This is a genomic window from Cryobacterium sp. TMT4-10 (assembly GCF_004403275.1).
Classification (GTDB): domain Bacteria; phylum Actinomycetota; class Actinomycetes; order Actinomycetales; family Microbacteriaceae; genus Cryobacterium; species Cryobacterium shii.
Genome location: NZ_SOGU01000071.1, coordinates 51840 through 69136 on the forward strand (window position 1 = coordinate 51840; position 17297 = coordinate 69136).

Consider the following 17297-nt stretch of genomic DNA (forward strand, 5'->3'; position numbering starts at 1 on the left):
AACTTCGGCAGAACTGCCCGAGCCCGGAGGGCACCATGTCGTTTGCTTTCACGTCCCGCTTGCCGCTGTCGCGCCAGGCGGTGGATCGCGACCACGAGGCCCGGGCCACGCCAGACCTGCTCGACCGGCTGTGGGCGGATGCCTCCACGCGCGTGCTCGCGCTCCACCGCGGTTCCGCGCTGATGAGCCCCACCGGCGGCCCGGCGCGGCTCCGGCTGCTGGCGCCCGACCGGGTGCCGAGCGCGGAGCTGCGGCTCTACCTCGGTCGGTCCCTGGCCCCGGAGGAGTCCGAACCGGTGGGCACCCGGCTCGTCGCGGCCGTCCTGTCCGACGACGCGGCCGCGGCGCTCGAACCGGACCCGGCGCGCTGGGCGTCGCTCCGCACCGTGGCCACGGCCCTGACCGACCGCGACGCCGGCCTGCTGACCGAGACCCTCGGGGTGGTCAACTGGCACGGCTCCCACTCCCACTGCCCGCGGTGCGGCACGGCCACCCTGCTCGAGACCGCCGGCTGGACCCGCCGCTGCCCGTCCTGCGGCGGCCAGGTCTTCCCGCGCACCGACCCGGCCGTGATCGTGCTGATCACCGACGCCGACGACCGCATCCTGCTCGGCTCCAACGCCCTGTGGGAGAACAACCGCTACTCCCTCCTGGCTGGTTTCGTCGAACCGGGCGAGTCGCTCGAAGCGGCCGTGATCCGGGAGATGTTCGAGGAATCGGGCCTGCGGGTGACCGACCCGGTCTACCTCGGCTCCCAGCCCTGGCCGTTCCCGGCCTCGATCATGTTCGGCTTCACCGCGAGCCTCGCCGACGGGCAGCCGGCCTCGGGCCTGCTCCCCGACGGCGAGGAGATCCTCGACCTGCGCTGGTTCAGCCGGGACGAGCTCCGAGCCGCCGGCGACAGCATCATCCTGCCCGGCCGGTCCTCGATCGCCCGCGCGATCATCGAGCATTGGATGGGCGAGCCGCTGGACTTCGGTCCGGACGAGGTGCACGGATGGCGCTGACCGCCGCCTCCCTCCTGGCCGGCCTCGACGAGCAGCAGCGGGTGGCCGCCGAGGCCCTGGTCGGCCCGGTGTGCATGCTCGCCGGCGCCGGCACCGGCAAGACCCGCGCCATCACCCACCGGATCGCCTACGGCGTGATGACCGGCGCCTACTCGCCCGGCCGGGTGATGGCGCTCACGTTCACGGCGCGCGCCGCCGCGGAACTGCGCGGCCGGCTGCGCCAGCTGGGCGCGGGCGGCGTCGCCGCGCGCACGTTCCACGCGGCCGCCCTGTCCCAGCTGAACTATTTCTGGCCGCACGTGGTCGGCGGCCAGGCTCCCCGCATCCTCGACGGCAAGGGCCGTCTGCTCGGCCACGCCGCCGAAACCCTGAAACTCAAGCTGGACACCGCCACCCTGCGCGACCTGGCCGCCGAGATCGAGTGGCGCAAGACCTCCGGCCTCAGCATCGAGGCCTACGGCGCCGGGATCGCCCGGCGGAGCCTGCCCGGGCGGCTGGACGTGGACCAGGTCCTGACCATGCAGGAGACCTACGAGCGGCTCAAGGACGAACGCAAGCAGATCGACTTCGAGGACGTGCTGCTGGCCATGGCGGGGATGATCGAGGCGGAGCCGTCCGTGGCCCTGCAGGTGCGCGAGCAGTACCGCTTCTTCGTCGTCGACGAGTACCAGGACGTGTCGCCGCTGCAGCACGACCTGCTCTCGCTCTGGCTGGGGGAGCGGCGCGATCTCTGCGTGGTGGGCGACGCCAGCCAGACGATCTACTCGTTCACCGGCGCCCGCAGCGACTACCTGCTCGACTTCCCGAAACGGTGGGAGGACGCGACCGTGGTGCGGCTGGAGCGCAACTACCGTTCCACCGCGTCGATCGTGTCCACCGCCAACCAGCTGATGCGCGGGCGGGCGGGGGCCCTGACGTTGCAGGCCAACGCCGCCGAGGCCGGCATCGAGCCGAGCGTGCGCGAGTACGCCAATGACATGGCCGAGGCGCGCGGCGTCGCGCAGAGCATCCTCGACCTGATCGAGGCCGGGACCAAGCCGGAGCAGATCGCCGTCCTGTTCCGGGTGAACGTGCAGGCGGCCTTTCTGGAGACCGCCCTCGGCGACGTCGGGGTGAGCTACCAGATCCGGGGCTCCAAGCGGTTCTTCGACCTCGCGGAGGTCAAGCAGGCGGTGATGCAGCTGCGGGCGGCATCCGTGTCGATCATTGGCGAGCCCCTGTTCAAATCCGTCAGCGATGTGCTGCGCTCCCTCGGCTGGAGCCAGAGCGCGCCGGAGGCCCCCGGGGCGGTGCGCGATCGCTGGGAGTCCCTCAACGCCATCATGGGCCTGGTCGATCAGGCGGCTCCGGGGACCACGTTCCGCCAGTTCACCGACGAGCTGATGGAGCGCCAGGCCGGCCAGCACGAGCCGACGGTGTCCGCGGTGACGCTGGCGACCATGCACTCCGCGAAGGGTCTCGAGTGGGAGGCGGTCTTCCTGATCGGGCTGTCGGAGGGTCTGGTGCCAATCAGCTACGCCGGCACCTTCGAGCAGATCGACGAGGAACGCCGCCTGCTCTATGTGGGCATCACCCGGGCCCGTCGCCGGCTCGCGCTGAGCTGGTCGGCGGCCGGACACCAGCAGCGCGCCCCGCGCGAGCGGTCCCGTTTCCTCGGCGAGATCGGCCTCCGCACCGCCCGTGCGGCCGGCGCCCGCGGCGCCTGACCTGCCTGCCCAGTCCGCCGCGCCTGACCTGGCCGCGTCCGCGGCGCCTGCCCGCCCTGCCCGCCTGACCTGCCTGCCCAGTCCGCCGCGCCTGACCTGGCCGCGTCCGCCGCGCCTGACGTTGCTTACCGGTCTGCCCGCTCGCTTCTACCCCCGCCTCGCCCTCGACCTGGTTAGCACCACCACCAGCAGCACCCGAGGCCACGGTGGCTAATTCAGGAGATCCGCGCGGAATCGCAGGTTCCGCCGCACTGCTTCGGCGCCGAGGTCCGGCGGCCGGCCGACTTCTCCTGAATTAGCCACACTCGGCGTCGGTCATTGGGCCTCCGGGCATCGCGGCATCGCGGCACCGCGGCATCGCGGCATCGCGGCACCTGGGCACATACGCACCTGGGCACTTACGCACCTGGGCACCTACGCACCTGGTAGGCCTCGCCCGATCGCCCGACGGGATATCAGTGGCGAACGAGGGACGAGAGACGAGGAACGAGGAACGCGGGGTGGGGGACGAGGTGTGTGGACCGCGCGGCCTGAGCATAACTCCTGCAGATTCTCAGAGGGGGCCGGGGCGCCGCCCAGTGAATTCGGGCTGCAGCGCACCCCGGCCGAGCAGATTGCAGGAGTTATGCACGGGAGCCCGGCCTGCCTGCAGCTGTGGTTGCGGCTGTAGCTGACGGTGGTGGTGGTGGTGGTGGTGGTGGTGGTGGTGGTGGTGGTGGTGCGGGCGCCGGCGAGGCCGCCTCGCGGGCGGCTCCTCGGGGCGTCGGGGTAACCTCGACCCGTGAATCCGTTTCCGTACACGCGACTTGCCGCGGTCCCGCTGGCGCCGCTGCTTGTGACCCAGGCACGGGCGCTTCGGCGCGACACCCCGCGGCTACCCGACGCAGCCCTGCCCTGGACCGGGTCCCGCCCCGGCCCCGACCCGCTGCGGATTCTGGTGCTCGGTGACTCGACCGCGGCCGGGGTCGGCGCCCTCACCCAGGACGAGGCGCTTCCGGGCTGGATCGCGCACGAGGTCGCCGTGCGCTGGGGCCGCGGAGCCAGCTGGCGTGCGATCGGGGAGAACGGAGCGACGGCCAAGGACGTGCGCGAGCGGTTCGTGGCGGAGGCGGCAGCGGTTCCCTTCGACCTGGCGCTGCTCACGATCGGCGCGAACGACGCGCTCGGCCTGCGGTCCCGCTCCGCGTTCACCCGCGACGTGCGGTCGATCGTGCGCACCCTGCGCGCGGCGGCCCCGCACGCGGATGTTCTCGTCTCGCTGATGCCGCGGTTCGACCGGTTCGACCTGCTGCCCGAACCGCTGCGCGCCACTCTCGCCCGGCACGCGGCCAGCCTGGACACCGGCGCCCGCCTCGCGGTGCAGGGCCTCGACCGGGTCGTGGCGATCCCGACGCCGCCGCCCTATGTCGACGGGTTCTTCGCGAGCGACGGCTTCCACCCGAGTGCGCTCGGCTACCGGCTCTGGGCGGAATTCGTGTTCGATTCGGCGCCGGGCCTCGACCTCGGCCACTGACCGGCGCGCCCGGTTTCATACTGGGACCATGCCCCTGCTCCGCACTCTCGACGAGATCATCGCCGTCGTCACGACCGCCACGGCTATCACGACCGCCACGGCTGTCACGGCCCCCACGGATGCCGGCCCGCGCCCGCATTCCCCGGCCGCAGCATCCCGCGCCGACGGCCCTGCGCGCACGATCATCGGCATCACCGGTTCCCCCGGGGCCGGCAAGACGACGATCGCCGAGGCCCTCGTCGCGTGGCTCAACACGCCGGTGTCGCGCGCGCAACTGGTCTCGATGGACGGCTTCCACCTGCCGCAGGCCCGGCTGGTCGAGCTCGGCCGCCGCGACCGCATGGGCGCGCCGGACACCCTCGACGTCGACGGCTTCGTGCACCTGCTGCGCCGGCTGCGGTCCACCGACGGCCCCGTCACGGCGCCCGGCTTCGACCGGGAGACCGAGGAGGCGACCCCCGGCACGGTTCAGATCGACCCCGACCGGCGCATCCTGGTGGTCGAGGGCAACTATCTGCTGCACGACCGGGCCGGCTGGAAGCGGGTAGCGCCGCTACTGAACCTGAGCCTGTTCGTGGGAGTGGACCGTTCGCTGCACCTGGCCCGGCTCGTCGCCCGGCACGAGCGCTACGGCAAGTCGGCGACGGATGCCCGCGCCTGGGCCCTCGGCCCCGACGAGGCCAACGCGCGCCTGATCGAGCTCACCCGGGCCCGCGCCGATCACGAGATCCGGCTCGGCTGAGGCCGGCTCGTCTGAGGCCGACCCCGGCACGCGTCACAACCGGTCGGCGCCGAGTGCAGTCGAGGCGGACAGGCTTCCCGGCACGGAGAGGCAGCCGCACCGCTCATGCGGCTGGTGCACGCGGCGCCGCAACAGACTGTTCTCCGCGTCGATCACCAGCGACGTGCCGGTCAGGACCGATCGGCCCGACGCCAGCCGGTCGTGCACGAGACCGGCGACGCGCGTGGACACATCGATGCTCTGACGCGGGGTCTCCGTCGGTGCCCGGCGGGTGAGCAGCTGGCAGGCGATGGCGGGCCAGGCCGGGTCCGCATCGATGTGGGCGAGCTCCAGGCAGGAGAGGCAGGCGCCGGTCCCGGGTTCGACCAGCGGCCCGATCCGCACCTGGCAGTCGCTGAACACCACGGGCAGATGCGGGATGTCCCGGCGCAGCCAGCGTCCGTGCCGGTCGGGTTCGAGCGCGAAGTGGGCCACCTCGACGGCCAGGGCCGCACCGTCGTTGTCTGCCCGCTCGGTCACCCGGAAGCCCAGATCCTCGAGTAGCCTCTTGATTCGCTCGGCGGTCGGGCCGTTCCCGCCCACGAAGACCGGGCCCGGAACAATCGCCGGGGGAGCCGGCTCCCGGGCCGGCGCGGACCCGGGAACAGACCCCGGCACGGATTCCCCTGCGATCTCGTCTGCCGGACGGCTCTCCCCCGTGACCAGCAGCACCGGGGCCAGGGCGTGGAGCAGCGCCAGGATGTCCTCGTCGGAGGCCCCGCCCTGCCGGCCGAGCATGAGCGCCCCCGAGTGGGGGATACCCACGAAGAGGGCGGAGATCACCCGTTCGAGTCCGTCGGCCACGGCGGAGAGCACGACGAGGGGCCGGTCGATTCCGACCTGGATGGTGTCGGGCGAGCGCCAGACGACGGGGTAGCGCGGGTCTAGTCGAAGTGTCATCCGGCGATGATGCTCCACTCCCGCAGCCGGTGCGCGAATCATCCACAGCCGGGTCCGCAGGCGCTCCGTGGGAGGCGCCTCCGAATCTCCCGAATCCCCGGCTCCCGGGCCGTAGAGGCACCTAGGCTGGCGGGATGAAGCCTCGTCGCATTCTCGTCACCGGCGCCACCGGATACATCGGTGGCCGTCTGGTTCCCATACTGCTGGAATCCGGGTTCGAGGTGCGAGTTCTCGTGCGCTCGCCGCAGAAGCTCAAGGACGTGCCCTGGGCGGGGCAGGTGGAGGTGGTCGAGGGTGACCTCGGGGACCTGGACTCGATGCGGGCCGCGTGCGCCGGCAGCGACGTGCTCTACTACCTCGTGCACTCCATGGGCACGCGCGGCGATTTCGAGCGCACCGAGCGCACGGCGGCCCGGAATGTGGCGACCGCCGCCGCCGAGGCCGGCGTGTCCCGCATCATCTACCTCGGCGGGCTGCACCCCGACACCGCCGAGCTTTCCCAGCACCTGCGCTCGCGCGCCGAGGTCGGCCGTATTCTGCTGGAATCCGGTGTGCCCACGGCTGCGCTGCAGGCCGGCGTAGTGATCGGCTCCGGCTCGACCTCGTTCGAAATGATCCGCCACCTCACCGACGTGCTGCCGTATATGCCCGCACCGCAATGGGTGCGCAACAAGATCCAGCCGATCGCCGTGCGCGACGTCCTCTACTACCTCGTCTCCTCGGTGGACCTGCCGGCGGACGTCAACCGCACGTTCGACATCGGCGGCCCCGACGTTCTCCGCTACGGCCAGATGATGAACGGCTACGCCCTCGAGGCCGGCCTGCGCCAGCGCCCGATCGCCTCGCTCCCCGTCTTCACTCCGTGGCTGGCCTCGCAGTGGGTGAACCTGGTCACCCCCATCCCGCGCAGCCTGGCCGTGCCCATCATCGCGTCGCTGCAGAACGACTGCGTCGTCCACGAGCGCGACATCGATGAGTACATTCCGCGACCGAAGGATGGCCTCACTCCCTACCGCACGGCCGTTCGGCTTGCCCTCGGACGCATGCGCGACGGTGACGTCGAGACCAGCTGGCGCAACGCGTCGATCGAGGGCGCGTCCAGCAACCCGCTGCCGAGCGACCCGGACTGGGCCGGACACCTCGTCTACACCGACCTGCGAGAAAAGCACACCGACGCGAAGCCGGCCGACCTGTGGCGTGTGATCGAGAGCATCGGCGGCGACAACGGCTGGTATTCCTTCCCACTGGCCTGGGCGGTGCGCGGCTGGATGGACAAGATCGTCGGCGGCGTGGGCCTCCGCCGCGGCCGCCGCAACCCCGACCACCTGCACACCGGGGACGTGCTCGACTTCTGGCGGGTCGAACAAATCGACCGAGGCAGGTTTCTGCGCCTGCGGGCCGAGATGCGGGTTCCCGGTCGGGCGTGGCTGGAGATGACCGCCGAGCCGGCACCGGACGGCGGCTCGATCTACCGGCAGCGAGCGGTCTTCTTCCCGCGCGGCCTGGGCGGACGCCTGTACTGGTTCTCCGTTCTCCCGTTCCACGGCGTGGTGTTCAGCGGGATGGCCAACCGCATCACCGCTGCCGCGCTCGGGGAAGCGGCGCAAGCCGTCACGACCGACGCCGTCCAGACGGATGCCCGGAGCAGGGCGGACCCGGCATCCGTTGCCGCGCTGCCCGTCGAACCCTGATATCACCCGCAGGGGCTGGCCGCCTCGGCCCGGCGGATGCATGATGGAAGGGGTGCGAGGGAGGCAGCCATGTCGGGATCTGTGGTGTTCATGGGAGGCGCACTGACCGCGAGCGGCCAGTGGGCGGAGTGGCTCCCCGAGTATGAGGTGCGCAATTTCGGCGTCAGCGGGTACACCACCGACGAGGTCGTGGCCGGCGTCGACGCGGTCATCGAGCTTGAGCCGGATGCGGTCGTGGTCGGGGCGGGAACGAACGACTTGGGCTGGCGCCGGTCAGACGAGTACATCGTGCGCAACCTGGAGACGGTGATCTGCGCGCTGCGCAAGGGGTTGCCGGGCGCGCGCCTCCTGGTCGTCTCGGTCCCGCCGCGGGAACGCGACTTCGCAAACACCCTCCGCTCGATCAACCGCCATCTGCGCCAGTTCGTGCCGACTCAGCACGCGGCCTTCCTGGACCTCTGGCCCCGGCTGGCCCAGCCCGACGGGGAGATCGACGTCAGCTTCTCCGACGATCGCCTCCACCTCAACGCCGACGGCTACGCGGCCTGGGCCAGTGAACTGCAGGCGGCGCTCGAGGCGATCTTCGAACGGCCGCCGTCGAGCACGGCGATCCCGATCTCGCACGTGTGACGGTACCGGGTGGCAGCACCGGCGCGGACGGGCGTCACCTGTTGTTGTTGAGTTCGAACACCTTGAGCAGCTCCGCGATGGCCGTGTCCCGCTCCTCGCCGCCGGCTTCGAACATCTGCGTGACGTGGGTCTGCAGGTGGTTGTCGACGATGAGTTTGTTAAGCGAGCCCAGAGACTTCTGAATCGAGAGGGACTGGGTGAGGATGTCGATGCAGTACTCCTCGTTCTCGATCATCTTCTCGAGGCCGCGCATCTGTCCCTCCAGGATGCGGGCACGGTGCAGGGCACGCCGTTTGATGTCTTTGATCATGCGTTCAGAGTACCGTGATGGGGCATACCCCGGAGGGGTATGTTTGTGCCGTCGCGGATGCGGGGCCGCTGAGTAGAGTGGGCGCATGCGCCGATCGGTCCGTTTCCTGCTCATTGCCGCGCTCGGCGGCCTCACCCTGGGCGGCCTCGCCGCTCCGGCGGCTGCCGCGCCCGCCATCGTGGCCACCGACACCTCGGACTTCACGTTCGACTCGTGGCACGCCGATTTCCGGCTCGGGCTCACCGGCGACGGCCACTCCGCGCTGACCACCACCGAGACGATCGTCGCCCGCTTCCCGGAGTCCGACCAGAACCGGGGCATCCGCCGGGCCATCCCCACCCACTACGACGGGCATCCGACCGACCTGACCCTGGTCAGTGTGACCGACGAGAACGGGCGCCCGCGGGCGACCGAGACCGAGACCACCGACGTCGACGGTGACCAGTTCCTCGAGGTGACCATCGCGGCCGAGGACTACGTGCACGGCGCGAACACCTACGTGATCGAGTACCGGCAGGTCGACGTCACGCTTTTGCCGACGGATGCCGCGGCCCCGGAGTTCTACTGGAAGGCCAACGGCACCGGCTGGACGCAACCCTTCGGCGACGTTTCGGCGACCCTCACGGTGGCCCCGGACCTGGCACCCCGCTTGACCGGCCAGTCGGCGTGCTACCAGGGCGGCGTCGACTCCGGCGAGCCCTGCGCGGACCTGACCGAGACCAGCGTCGACGGCGCCACGGTGATCGACGCCTCCGCCGGCAGCCTCGGCCCCTACCAGGGGCTCACCGTGTCGGTCGCTTTCGAGCCCGGCACGTTCGTGCCCCGCGACCAGTCGTTCACGGCGAACCCGTTCCCCGGCATCGGCCTCGGCGCGCTGCTGCTCGGTCTGGTCCTGGCGGCGGTGGCGGCCGTCGCCCGGGCCACCCGGTGGCGTTCCGCGCCGGGGCGGCCCACCATCATCGCGGAGTACCTGCCGCCGAAGGGCGTGAACCTGCTTCAATGCGGCGACGTGGCCCGAGCGTCGGCGAAGGCGATTACGGCCCAGTTCCTCAGCTTCGCCGTGCGCGGGAATCTGCGGGTGCTCGAAGGAACGGGCAAGAAGCACTACCTGCTCGAGCTGCGGCACGCGCAGGGGCTCGACCCGGCCGAGAAAGCGGTGCTCCGGCTGCTGTTCCCGGGGCTGCACGAGGGCACGCGCCGGGACCTCAAATCGAAGGACACCGTGCTGGGCAAGGGCCTGACGAAGCAGCTCCAGGCCGTCAGACAGCAGGTGCTGACGGACGGGCTGCGGGAGAAGAAGGGCGGCCGGCTCCGCGGCTGGCTGCTCACCGGCGCCCTGTTGACCGGGGTCATCTGCGTCGCTGGCAGCATCGGTGGCCTCGTGACCGAGGTCGGCGGGGCCTGGCCGGCCGTGATCCTGATTTTCGGGGCGCTGGTCTCCATCGCGACCATCGCGCTCGCCGCCAGCGTGCGGCCGCTCACCCCGGCCGGCGCCGAACTCCGCGACTACCTGGCGGGCGTGCGGCTGTACATCGGCGTCGCCGAGACCGAACGGCTGCGGGTGCTGCAGAGCCCCGAGGGAGCGCTGCGGTCGCCCTACCGGCCGGATGCGGCATCCGTTCTCGGCCCGGACGTCGTCCGGGATGCCGCGCTCGACCCGGCCGATCCGCTGCAGGTGCTCAAGCTCTACGAGCGGCTGCTGCCCTTCGCGGTTCTCTTCGGCCAGGAGACCGCGTGGTCGCAGGTGCTCGGCGACTACTACGCCCGGAGCGGCTTGGAGCCGGACTGGTACGCTGGCTCCGCCCCGTTCAGTCCGGTCTGGTTCGCCGCCGGCCTGAACTCGTTCTCCAGCTCCACCTCGGCATCCTGGTCGGGGAGCGCCTCGAGTTCCTCCAGTTCCGGTTCGGGCGGGGGAGGCTCGGTCGGCGGGGGCGGCGGCGGTGGCGGAGGAGGAGGAGTCTGATGGGCACCCCGGTCGAACCCACATTCAGTCGTTCCGCGCTCGCGCCCGGCCTGCTCGGCGCCGTCATCCTGCTCGGCGGGCTGGCCCTGCTGGACTCGGAAAGCTACATCATCATCCGGTACGCGGTGAGCATCCTCGCGCTGATCATCTGCGTCTTCGCCGTCCAGTCGAAGGCGTACCTGTGGCTGATCGCGCTCGTGCCGATCGCCGTGCTGTGGAACCCGATCGTCGTGATCGAGCTGCACGGCCAGGGCTGGGTGTCCGCCCAGTTCATCGCCGCCCTGGTCTTCATCATCGTCGGCGTCAGAACCAAGGTGCCGGTGCATCAGTAGGGACCCGCGGGCGTAGACTGGCCCCACGCCGCGAAAGCCCGCTGACCGCCTCGACCGTGCTGCCACACTGACCGGCTGCCACATCGAGAATGCGGGCGCACGAATCTCGGTGCCACTAATGTCGGTGACACGATGCTTGATCAGGCCTCGGCGTATCGATCGCACCGGTATCCACGGATGCCGCACCACGTCGAGCACGGTTCTCTTTGCCGTGCTGCTGTGAAGTTGGAGAAGAATGGCATACACCCGCCACCAGGCCGCCGGTTCGAATACCCGTGCCGCCGCCGGAGGTCGCCAGCGGCAGCGACCCCGTTCCCGTGACGATGACGCCCCCATCATCCCGATCCTCGCCCGCAAGGTGCGCGAGGTCGAGGCGAAGGCGCAGACCGGCGCGAAGCTCGGCCCGACCAACCGCACCAAGTACCAGGTCATCGCGCTGCTCATGCGCGAGGAGCGCGCCCGGGTCAAGGGCGACAAGGAACTCACCGACGCCAACCGCGCCGAACTCCTCAAGCGCCTCGACGGGATCGCGCAGATCCTGGCGAAGACCGCGGCACGCGACACCAGCCTGATCACCCTGCTCGAACCCGACGCGGGGGTGTCCACGGTCGCGCAGCGGTTCCGCCGCGACTGGCTGATCGAATCCGGCGCCGAGCTGTCCCCGGACGAGCTCATCATCACCCGGGAGCCCGAAGCCAAGCCCGAGATGCCGGTCAACCAGGTCATCCCGCAGTCGGTCAAGGCCCGGCAGCTGGCCAACCCGTTCCTCGCGCCCGATTTCAGTGCCGCGCAGGCTCCGCCGGTCGTCTCCGGCCGCCGTCTCGCCAACTGGGAGCTGATCGGCTCGCTGTTCAAATCCTTCGAGTACGGCTCCGGCGGCCAGGCCGCCAGCATGGACCTGCCCGAGGCGCCCCGCGTCGACCGGCTTTCGCCTCGCGGCATGGAGCTGATGCGTCACCAGGCCCGGTTCGTCGAAAGCGCGCGCCTCGGCCACCGCAGCTACCTGCTCGCCGACGAGCCGGGACTCGGCAAGACGGCGCAGAGCCTGCTCGCGGCATCCGTCAGCGGGTCATACCCGCTGCTCGCCATCGTCCCCAACGTCGTCAAGATGAACTGGGTCCGTGAGGTGGAACTGTGGACGCCGAACCGCCGGGCCACCGTCATCCACGGTGACGGCGACACCCTCGACGCGTTCGCCGACGTGGTCATCGTCAACTACGACGTTCTCGACCGGCACCGCACCTGGCTCGGTACCCTCGGGTTCAAAGGCATGGTCGTCGACGAGGCGCACTTCATCAAGAACCTCCAGTCCCAGCGGTCCAAGCACGTGCTGGCCCTGGCCGAGCAGATCCGCCGCCGCACCCCGGGAGGGAACCCGCTGCTGATGGCCCTGACCGGTACGCCGCTGATCAACGACGTCGACGATTTCCGTGCGATCTGGCAGTTCCTGGGCTGGATCGACGGCGACAAGCCCACCGCCAAGCTGATGGCCAGGCTCGAAGCCATCGGGCTGACCCCGGCGGATTCCGGCTTCTACTCCGCGGCGCGCGCGGCCGTGATCGACATGGGCATCGTGCGCCGCCGCAAGGTCGATGTCGCCGCCGACCTGCCGGCCAAGCGCATCGCCGACCTGCCGGTCGAGCTGGACGACGACCTCGGGCGCTCCATCCGCCAGGCCGAACGCGAGCTCGCCGCCCGCCTGGTCACCCGGTACCACTCGCTCGTGGCCGCCCGCCACCCGGGCCAGACGCCGCCGGTGCTCGACGGCGAGCAGAGGGCCGCTTTCGTCCGCGCCGTCGCGCACGCCGAACTCGAGGAATCGAAGGGGCAGAGCACGGGGGAGAACGTCTTCACCATGGTGCGCAAGATCGGCCAGGCCAAGGCCGCCCTCGCGGCGGACTACGCCGTGCAGCTGGCACACTCGGTCGGCAAGGTCGTGTTCTTCGCCAAGCACATCGATGTGATGGATGCCGCGGAAGACATCTTCGCTCGGCGCGGCCTGCGCACGGTGTCCCTGCGCGGGGACCAGACCGCCCTGGCTCGCCAGGCGGCCATCGACGCCTTCAACGACGACCCGGGGGTGGCCGTCGTGGTCTGCTCCCTGTCCGCCGCCGGCGTCGGCGTCAACCTGCAGGCCGCATCCCACGTCGTGCTCGCCGAGCTCAGCTGGACCGCGGCGGAACAGACCCAGGCCATCGACCGGGTGCACCGGATCGGCCAGGACGAGCCGGTCACGGCCTGGCGGATCATCGCCGCGCACACGATCGACGCGCGCATTGCCGAGCTGATCGGGAGCAAGCAGGGCCTCGCCGCCCGAGCCCTCGACGGCGCCGAGGAAGAAATCTCTTCCGCTGACTCCGTGCAGGCCAGCGCACTGATCTACCTGCTCACCCAGGCGCTCGACGGGGAGCTGTAGGAAGCGCCCCTCACCGGCGTTGATTTGAAACCGGGCCCACCTCGGGTCCATCATGAGGAGGCGGTGAAGGCGCCGAACATGATCGCTCGCAACAAGGAGTAACCACAAATGAAAATAGGTATCCTCACCAGCGGTGGAGACTGCCCCGGACTCAACGCCGTTATCCGCGGTTCCGTACTCAAGGGAGTCCGCGTCCTCGACGCCGAATTCGTTGGCATACGCAACGGCTGGAAAGGCCTTGTAGAGGGCGACTTTATGACCCTGGACCGCCACAGCGTGCGTGGTCTCTCCCGGCAGGGCGGAACGATCCTGGGCAGCTCCCGGACGAACCCCTTCGAGGGTGAACGCGGCGGTCCCGTTAATATCCAGAAGACGATGGACGCGGAGGGCATCGACGCGATCATCGCGATCGGTGGCGAGGGAACCCTTACCGCCGCGCGTCGTCTGACGGATGCCGGCATCAAGATCGTCGGCGTCCCCAAGACGATCGACAACGACCTCGAGGCCACCGATTATTCGTTCGGGTTCAACACGGCGGTCGAAATCGCCACTGAGGCCATCGACCGGCTGCGCACCACCGCCGAGTCGCACGGCCGGTGCATGATCGTCGAGGTGATGGGCCGCCACGTGGGCTGGATCGCACTGCACTCCGGCATGGCCGGCGGCGCGCACGCCATCCTGACCCCGGAGCAGCCGCAGACCATCGAGCAGATCTGCGAGTGGGTGCTGCACGTGCGTGACCGCGGTCGTGCACCCGTGCTGGTCGTCTCCGAGGGCTTCAAGCTCGCCGGAATGGAACAAGCGCTCTCGACCAAGGGCCTGGACGCGTTCGACCGTCCGCGCCTCGGCGGCATCAGCGAAATGATCGCCCCGATGATCGAGGAGCGCACGGGCATCGAGTCCCGCGCCACCGTGCTCGGCCACACCCAGCGCGGCGGGGCCCCGTCGGCTTACGACCGCGTGCTCGCGACCCGCCTCGGCATGGCCGCGGTCGACGCCGTCTTCGCCGGCCAGTGGGGTTCCATGGTATCGCTGCGCGGCACCGACATCGAGATCGTCAGCATCGCCGACGCGACCATCGGCCTGAAGACCGTGCCGCAGGCGCGGTACGACGAGGCCGCTGTGTTGTTCGGCTAAACCCGCACCACGAGCTGCGGGGCCCCGGATCTGATCCGGGGCCCCTCAGCTCGTTAAGGCGTGGTCAGGGATTCAGCGAATGCCGGACGTCAGGCGAGTTTGGCCTGCACCTGGGCCAGCGACGGGTTCGTGGCGCTCGACCCGTCGGGGAAGAGGATGGTCGGCACGGTGCGGTTGCCGTTGTTCAGGCTCATCACGAGTTCCGAGGTGCCCTCGACCTCCTCCACGTTGACCTCGGTGTAGCCGATGCCCACCTTGTCGAGCTGCGACTTCAGGCGCGAGCAATAGCCGCACCAGGTCGTGGTGAACATGGTGATGGTTCCGGATGCGGGCACGAAGTTCATCTCAGCAGCCTAATACGATGGAATCATGTCCCTTCCCCAGGTGTGCGTCTGCTATCTCACCCGTCGCACCCCGGCGGGAGACCTGCAGGTGCTGCTCGGCCGCAAGAAGAAGGGTCTGGGCCTTGGCAACATCGTCGGCCTCGGCGGCAAGCTCGAGCCGGGGGAGACGGCCGTGCAGGCGATGGTCCGGGAGATCGAGGAGGAGTCCGGCCTGGTCGTGACGGCATCCGTGCTCACCCCGATGGGTCTGCTGACCTACCTGTTCCCGCACCGGGAGGCCTGGAGCCAGGAGTCGAGCGTGTTCGTCTGCACGGAGTGGACGGGGACCCCGCGTGAGTCGGACGAGCTGAACCCGGAGTGGTTCGATGTGGCGGCCCTGCCCGTTGACGAGATGTGGGACGACGCCCGGCACTGGCTGCCGGGCGTGCTCGCCGGAATTCCGGTGCGGGCCACCTTCACCTTCGGGGCAGACCTCGCGACGGTGGTGGACCAGGGCCTGGTTTGCGCTTTGAATTGACCCGCCTGCCCCCGAGTGTCAGGATTGTTCCTGCTTTGCAGCTTGAGATAACCCCGGCTGTCGTACACCCAGAGAAAGACGCCGGTGGATTTCACCCTGATTGTCGCGCTCGTCATTGCGCTGGCCCTGATTTTCGACTTCACCAACGGTTTCCATGACACCGCGAACGCCATGGCCACCCCCATCGCAACCGGCGCCATGCGGCCCAGGGTCGCCGTGGGATTGGCGGCCATCCTCAATCTGGTCGGCGCGTTCCTGTCCACGGAGGTCGCCAAAACGATCTCCGGCGGCATCATCAAGGAAGGTGACGGCGGCGTCCAGATCACCCCGGAGATCATCTTCGCCGGCCTGATCGGCGCCATCGTCTGGAACCTGCTCACCTGGCTGCGCGGTCTGCCGTCCAGTTCGAGCCACGCCCTGTTCGGCGGCCTGATCGGCGCCACCATCATCGGCATCGGCTCCCAGGCCGTGGCCTACGACGTCGTGCTCGCCAAGGTCATCCTGCCCGCCCTGATCGCCCCGCTGACGGTCGGTGTCGTGGCGTTCCTGGCCACCAGGCTGGCCTACTTCATCACCCGCCGTGACAGCGGCAAAGCGGATGGCCGCGGCGGCTTCCGTTACGCCCAGATCTTCTCCTCCTCCCTGGTGGCCCTGGCTCACGGCACCAACGACGCCCAGAAGACCATGGGCGTCATCACCCTCACCCTGATCGCCAGCGGGATGCAGGACGTGGGCACCGGCCCGCAGCCGTGGGTCATCATCGCCTGCGCCGTCGCGATCGCGATCGGCACGTACAGCGGCGGCTGGCGCATCATTCTCACCATGGGTCGCGGTCTCACCGCGATCAAGCCGGCCCAGGGCTTCGCGGCGGAGACCAGCACCGCCGCGACCATCCTCGCGTCCAGCCACCTCGGTTTCGCCCTCTCCACCACGCAGGTCGCCTCCGGGTCCGTCATCGGGTCCGGCATGGGCCGACGCGGCTCGACCGTGCGCTGGGGTATGGCCGGGCAGATCGTGCTCGGCTGGGTGCTCACCCTGCCGGCCTCGGCCATTATGGGCGCATTCGCGGCCGGGCTGGCTCTGCTGGGCCCGATTGGCATCGTCCTCGACCTGGTCCTCGGTTCCCTCCTCGTCGCCCTGCTGTTCCGCCGGTCCCGCGCCACCCGGGTCACACACGACAACCTGCACGACATCGACGACGCCGGGCGCGTCGTGAAAATCCGGAAGACCCCCCGCAAAGTCTCCCGCACGGACCGGAAGAAGGTCGCGCTGTGATCGATTGGGCCGCATTCTTCGTCGTGGCGTTCGCGTCCCTCGTCTCGTCCGCGGTCGTGGTGAGTCTCTACTCGCTCGGCCTGCGGCTGCTCACCACCGCCGGACGCGTTCCGGTCGTCGAACCGGCCGAGTTCACCGGCGCCATCACGGTGCTCACCCCCAAGCGGGCCGCGAAGGAGGCCAAGCGCGCGCGTAAGGCCGCCGCCACCCCGCTGACCCGGGGCCAGAAGAAGGCCGCCGTGCTGGGCGCCTACGCCTGTTTCGTCCTGTGCGCCGGGGCGGTCATCTTCGGCGTCTACCTGATCGTGCCCGCCCTGCACGGCTAGCCGCTCCGCCTCGCTGCCGCGCTCCGCCTCGCTGCCGCGCTCCGCCCCGCGCTGGGCTGTCCCCGCCCCAGTGCCCGTTCCGGTCGAGAGTGCCCGTTCTGCCGGTCACTCTCGACCGGAACGGGCACTGTCGCGTGCCGCACGGGGCCTGGCGCGGTAGCTGCGCACCGTCGTGCGGGAGCTGCGCGGGAGCTGCGCGGTAGCTGCGCCCCTTCGCTGGTGGCACGCCGCGCGCGAAGCGGCGCAGCACGCGCGTGGGTGCCGGCGCCGACCGGCCGAAGGGTGACTCTCGGGTCNGCGAAGCGGCGCAGCACGCGCGTGGGTGCCGGCGCCGACCGGCCGAAGGGTGACTCTCGGGTCCTGGCCGGAGGACGGCTCTCGGCATCCGTGGACCGGTTTCGTGGCAACGGATGCCGCCGCGACCCCGGTGTGCTGCTCGCGGCGCACCC

At 70.2% G+C, this 17297-nt stretch carries 16 protein-coding genes; 13 read left to right on the forward strand and 3 right to left on the reverse strand.

Annotated features, from left to right (window positions below; genetic code table 11):
• Positions 1–35: 35 nt before the first annotated feature.
• From nudC to E3T42_RS10025, 4 genes are all read left to right on the forward strand, one after another.
• The gene (gene nudC / locus E3T42_RS10005; protein WP_134365253.1) at positions 36–1007 is read left to right on the forward strand and encodes an NAD(+) diphosphatase; all 972 of its coding nucleotides are present in this window, start codon (positions 36–38) and stop codon (positions 1005–1007) included.
• Complete coding sequence (locus E3T42_RS10010; RefSeq protein ID WP_134365254.1) at positions 998–2713, forward strand: ATP-dependent helicase; 1716 nt, start codon at positions 998–1000, stop codon at positions 2711–2713. Before nudC ends, E3T42_RS10010 begins: the two co-directional genes overlap by 10 nt.
• A gap of 781 nt (positions 2714–3494) precedes the next feature.
• Positions 3495–4226, forward strand: coding sequence for an SGNH/GDSL hydrolase family protein (locus E3T42_RS10020; protein ID WP_134367578.1), 732 nt, complete (start codon positions 3495–3497; stop codon positions 4224–4226).
• 28 nt (positions 4227–4254) lie between these two features.
• On the forward strand, positions 4255–4968 hold the full coding sequence (locus E3T42_RS10025; protein WP_134402944.1) for a nucleoside/nucleotide kinase family protein: 714 nt from the start codon (positions 4255–4257) through the stop codon (positions 4966–4968).
• 33 nt (positions 4969–5001) lie between these two features.
• Here E3T42_RS10025 and E3T42_RS10030 read toward each other — a convergent pair whose 3' ends face one another.
• Positions 5002–5907: a hypothetical protein gene (locus E3T42_RS10030; RefSeq protein WP_134402945.1), complete on the reverse strand. Its 906-nt coding sequence runs from the start codon at positions 5905–5907 to the stop codon at positions 5002–5004.
• 134 nt (positions 5908–6041) lie between these two features.
• Between E3T42_RS10030 and E3T42_RS10035 the strand changes: the two genes are divergently transcribed.
• Positions 6042–7598: an SDR family oxidoreductase gene (locus tag E3T42_RS10035; protein WP_134402946.1), complete on the forward strand. Its 1557-nt coding sequence runs from the start codon at positions 6042–6044 to the stop codon at positions 7596–7598.
• A gap of 69 nt (positions 7599–7667) precedes the next feature.
• Positions 7668–8228 carry a GDSL-type esterase/lipase family protein gene (locus E3T42_RS10040; protein WP_241976008.1) on the forward strand — a complete coding sequence of 187 codons (561 nt, stop codon included), beginning with the start codon at positions 7668–7670 and terminating at the stop codon, positions 8226–8228.
• Positions 8229–8262: 34 nt separating this feature from the next.
• On the opposite strand, the gene E3T42_RS10045 is transcribed toward E3T42_RS10040, so the two are convergent.
• Positions 8263–8538, reverse strand: a complete 276-nt coding sequence (locus tag E3T42_RS10045; RefSeq protein ID WP_134367569.1) for a metal-sensitive transcriptional regulator — start codon at positions 8536–8538, stop codon at positions 8263–8265.
• A gap of 85 nt (positions 8539–8623) precedes the next feature.
• Between E3T42_RS10045 and E3T42_RS10050 the strand changes: the two genes are divergently transcribed.
• From E3T42_RS10050 to E3T42_RS10065, 4 genes are all read left to right on the forward strand, one after another.
• Complete coding sequence (locus E3T42_RS10050) at positions 8624–10501, forward strand: DUF2207 domain-containing protein (protein ID WP_134367567.1); 1878 nt, start codon at positions 8624–8626, stop codon at positions 10499–10501.
• Complete coding sequence (locus tag E3T42_RS10055) at positions 10501–10833, forward strand: DUF6804 family protein (protein ID WP_134402947.1); 333 nt, start codon at positions 10501–10503, stop codon at positions 10831–10833. The genes E3T42_RS10050 and E3T42_RS10055 overlap by 1 nt, the downstream gene beginning before the upstream one ends.
• Before the next feature lie 235 nt (positions 10834–11068).
• Positions 11069–13249 (forward strand): DEAD/DEAH box helicase, encoded by a 2181-nt coding sequence (locus E3T42_RS10060; RefSeq protein ID WP_134367563.1) that lies wholly within the window; start codon positions 11069–11071, stop codon positions 13247–13249.
• Positions 13250–13357: 108 nt separating this feature from the next.
• Positions 13358–14386: a 6-phosphofructokinase gene (locus tag E3T42_RS10065; RefSeq protein WP_134367561.1), complete on the forward strand. Its 1029-nt coding sequence runs from the start codon at positions 13358–13360 to the stop codon at positions 14384–14386.
• Positions 14387–14475: 89 nt separating this feature from the next.
• On the opposite strand, the gene E3T42_RS10070 is transcribed toward E3T42_RS10065, so the two are convergent.
• Positions 14476–14730 carry a mycoredoxin gene (locus E3T42_RS10070; protein ID WP_134367559.1) on the reverse strand — a complete coding sequence of 85 codons (255 nt, stop codon included), beginning with the start codon at positions 14728–14730 and terminating at the stop codon, positions 14476–14478.
• Between the two features lie 25 nt (positions 14731–14755).
• Here E3T42_RS10070 and E3T42_RS10075 point away from each other — a divergent pair, with 25 nt between their 5' ends.
• The 3 genes from E3T42_RS10075 (at position 14756) to E3T42_RS10085 (ending at position 16848) form a co-directional block, all read left to right on the forward strand.
• Entirely contained in the window at positions 14756–15247 is a 492-nt protein-coding gene (locus tag E3T42_RS10075; protein WP_134367558.1) for an 8-oxo-dGTP diphosphatase, read from the forward strand.
• A gap of 84 nt (positions 15248–15331) precedes the next feature.
• Positions 15332–16522, forward strand: a complete 1191-nt coding sequence (locus E3T42_RS10080) for an inorganic phosphate transporter (RefSeq protein ID WP_134367556.1) — start codon at positions 15332–15334, stop codon at positions 16520–16522.
• A complete protein-coding gene (locus tag E3T42_RS10085; protein WP_134367554.1) occupies positions 16519–16848 on the forward strand; it encodes a peptidase in 330 nt (109 codons plus the stop codon). Before E3T42_RS10080 ends, E3T42_RS10085 begins: the two co-directional genes overlap by 4 nt.
• Positions 16849–17297: the final 449 nt, after the last annotated feature.

Coding starts and splice junctions, on each gene's coding strand:
- E3T42_RS10055 (WP_134402947.1), top strand. CDS start 10,501: ATGGGCACCCCGGTCGAACCCACATTCAGTCGTTCCGCGCTCGCGCCC.
- E3T42_RS10060 (WP_134367563.1), top strand. CDS start 11,069: ATGGCATACACCCGCCACCAGGCCGCCGGTTCGAATACCCGTGCCGCC.
- E3T42_RS10030 (WP_134402945.1), bottom strand. CDS start 5,907: ATGACACTTCGACTAGACCCGCGCTACCCCGTCGTCTGGCGCTCGCCC.
- E3T42_RS10025 (WP_134402944.1), top strand. CDS start 4,255: ATGCCCCTGCTCCGCACTCTCGACGAGATCATCGCCGTCGTCACGACC.
- E3T42_RS10065 (WP_134367561.1), top strand. CDS start 13,358: ATGAAAATAGGTATCCTCACCAGCGGTGGAGACTGCCCCGGACTCAAC.
- E3T42_RS10010 (WP_134365254.1), top strand. CDS start 998: ATGGCGCTGACCGCCGCCTCCCTCCTGGCCGGCCTCGACGAGCAGCAG.
- E3T42_RS10075 (WP_134367558.1), top strand. CDS start 14,756: ATGTCCCTTCCCCAGGTGTGCGTCTGCTATCTCACCCGTCGCACCCCG.
- E3T42_RS10050 (WP_134367567.1), top strand. CDS start 8,624: ATGCGCCGATCGGTCCGTTTCCTGCTCATTGCCGCGCTCGGCGGCCTC.
- E3T42_RS10070 (WP_134367559.1), bottom strand. CDS start 14,730: ATGAACTTCGTGCCCGCATCCGGAACCATCACCATGTTCACCACGACC.
- E3T42_RS10045 (WP_134367569.1), bottom strand. CDS start 8,538: ATGATCAAAGACATCAAACGGCGTGCCCTGCACCGTGCCCGCATCCTG.
- E3T42_RS10035 (WP_134402946.1), top strand. CDS start 6,042: ATGAAGCCTCGTCGCATTCTCGTCACCGGCGCCACCGGATACATCGGT.
- nudC (WP_134365253.1), top strand. CDS start 36: ATGTCGTTTGCTTTCACGTCCCGCTTGCCGCTGTCGCGCCAGGCGGTG.
- E3T42_RS10040 (WP_241976008.1), top strand. CDS start 7,668: ATGTCGGGATCTGTGGTGTTCATGGGAGGCGCACTGACCGCGAGCGGC.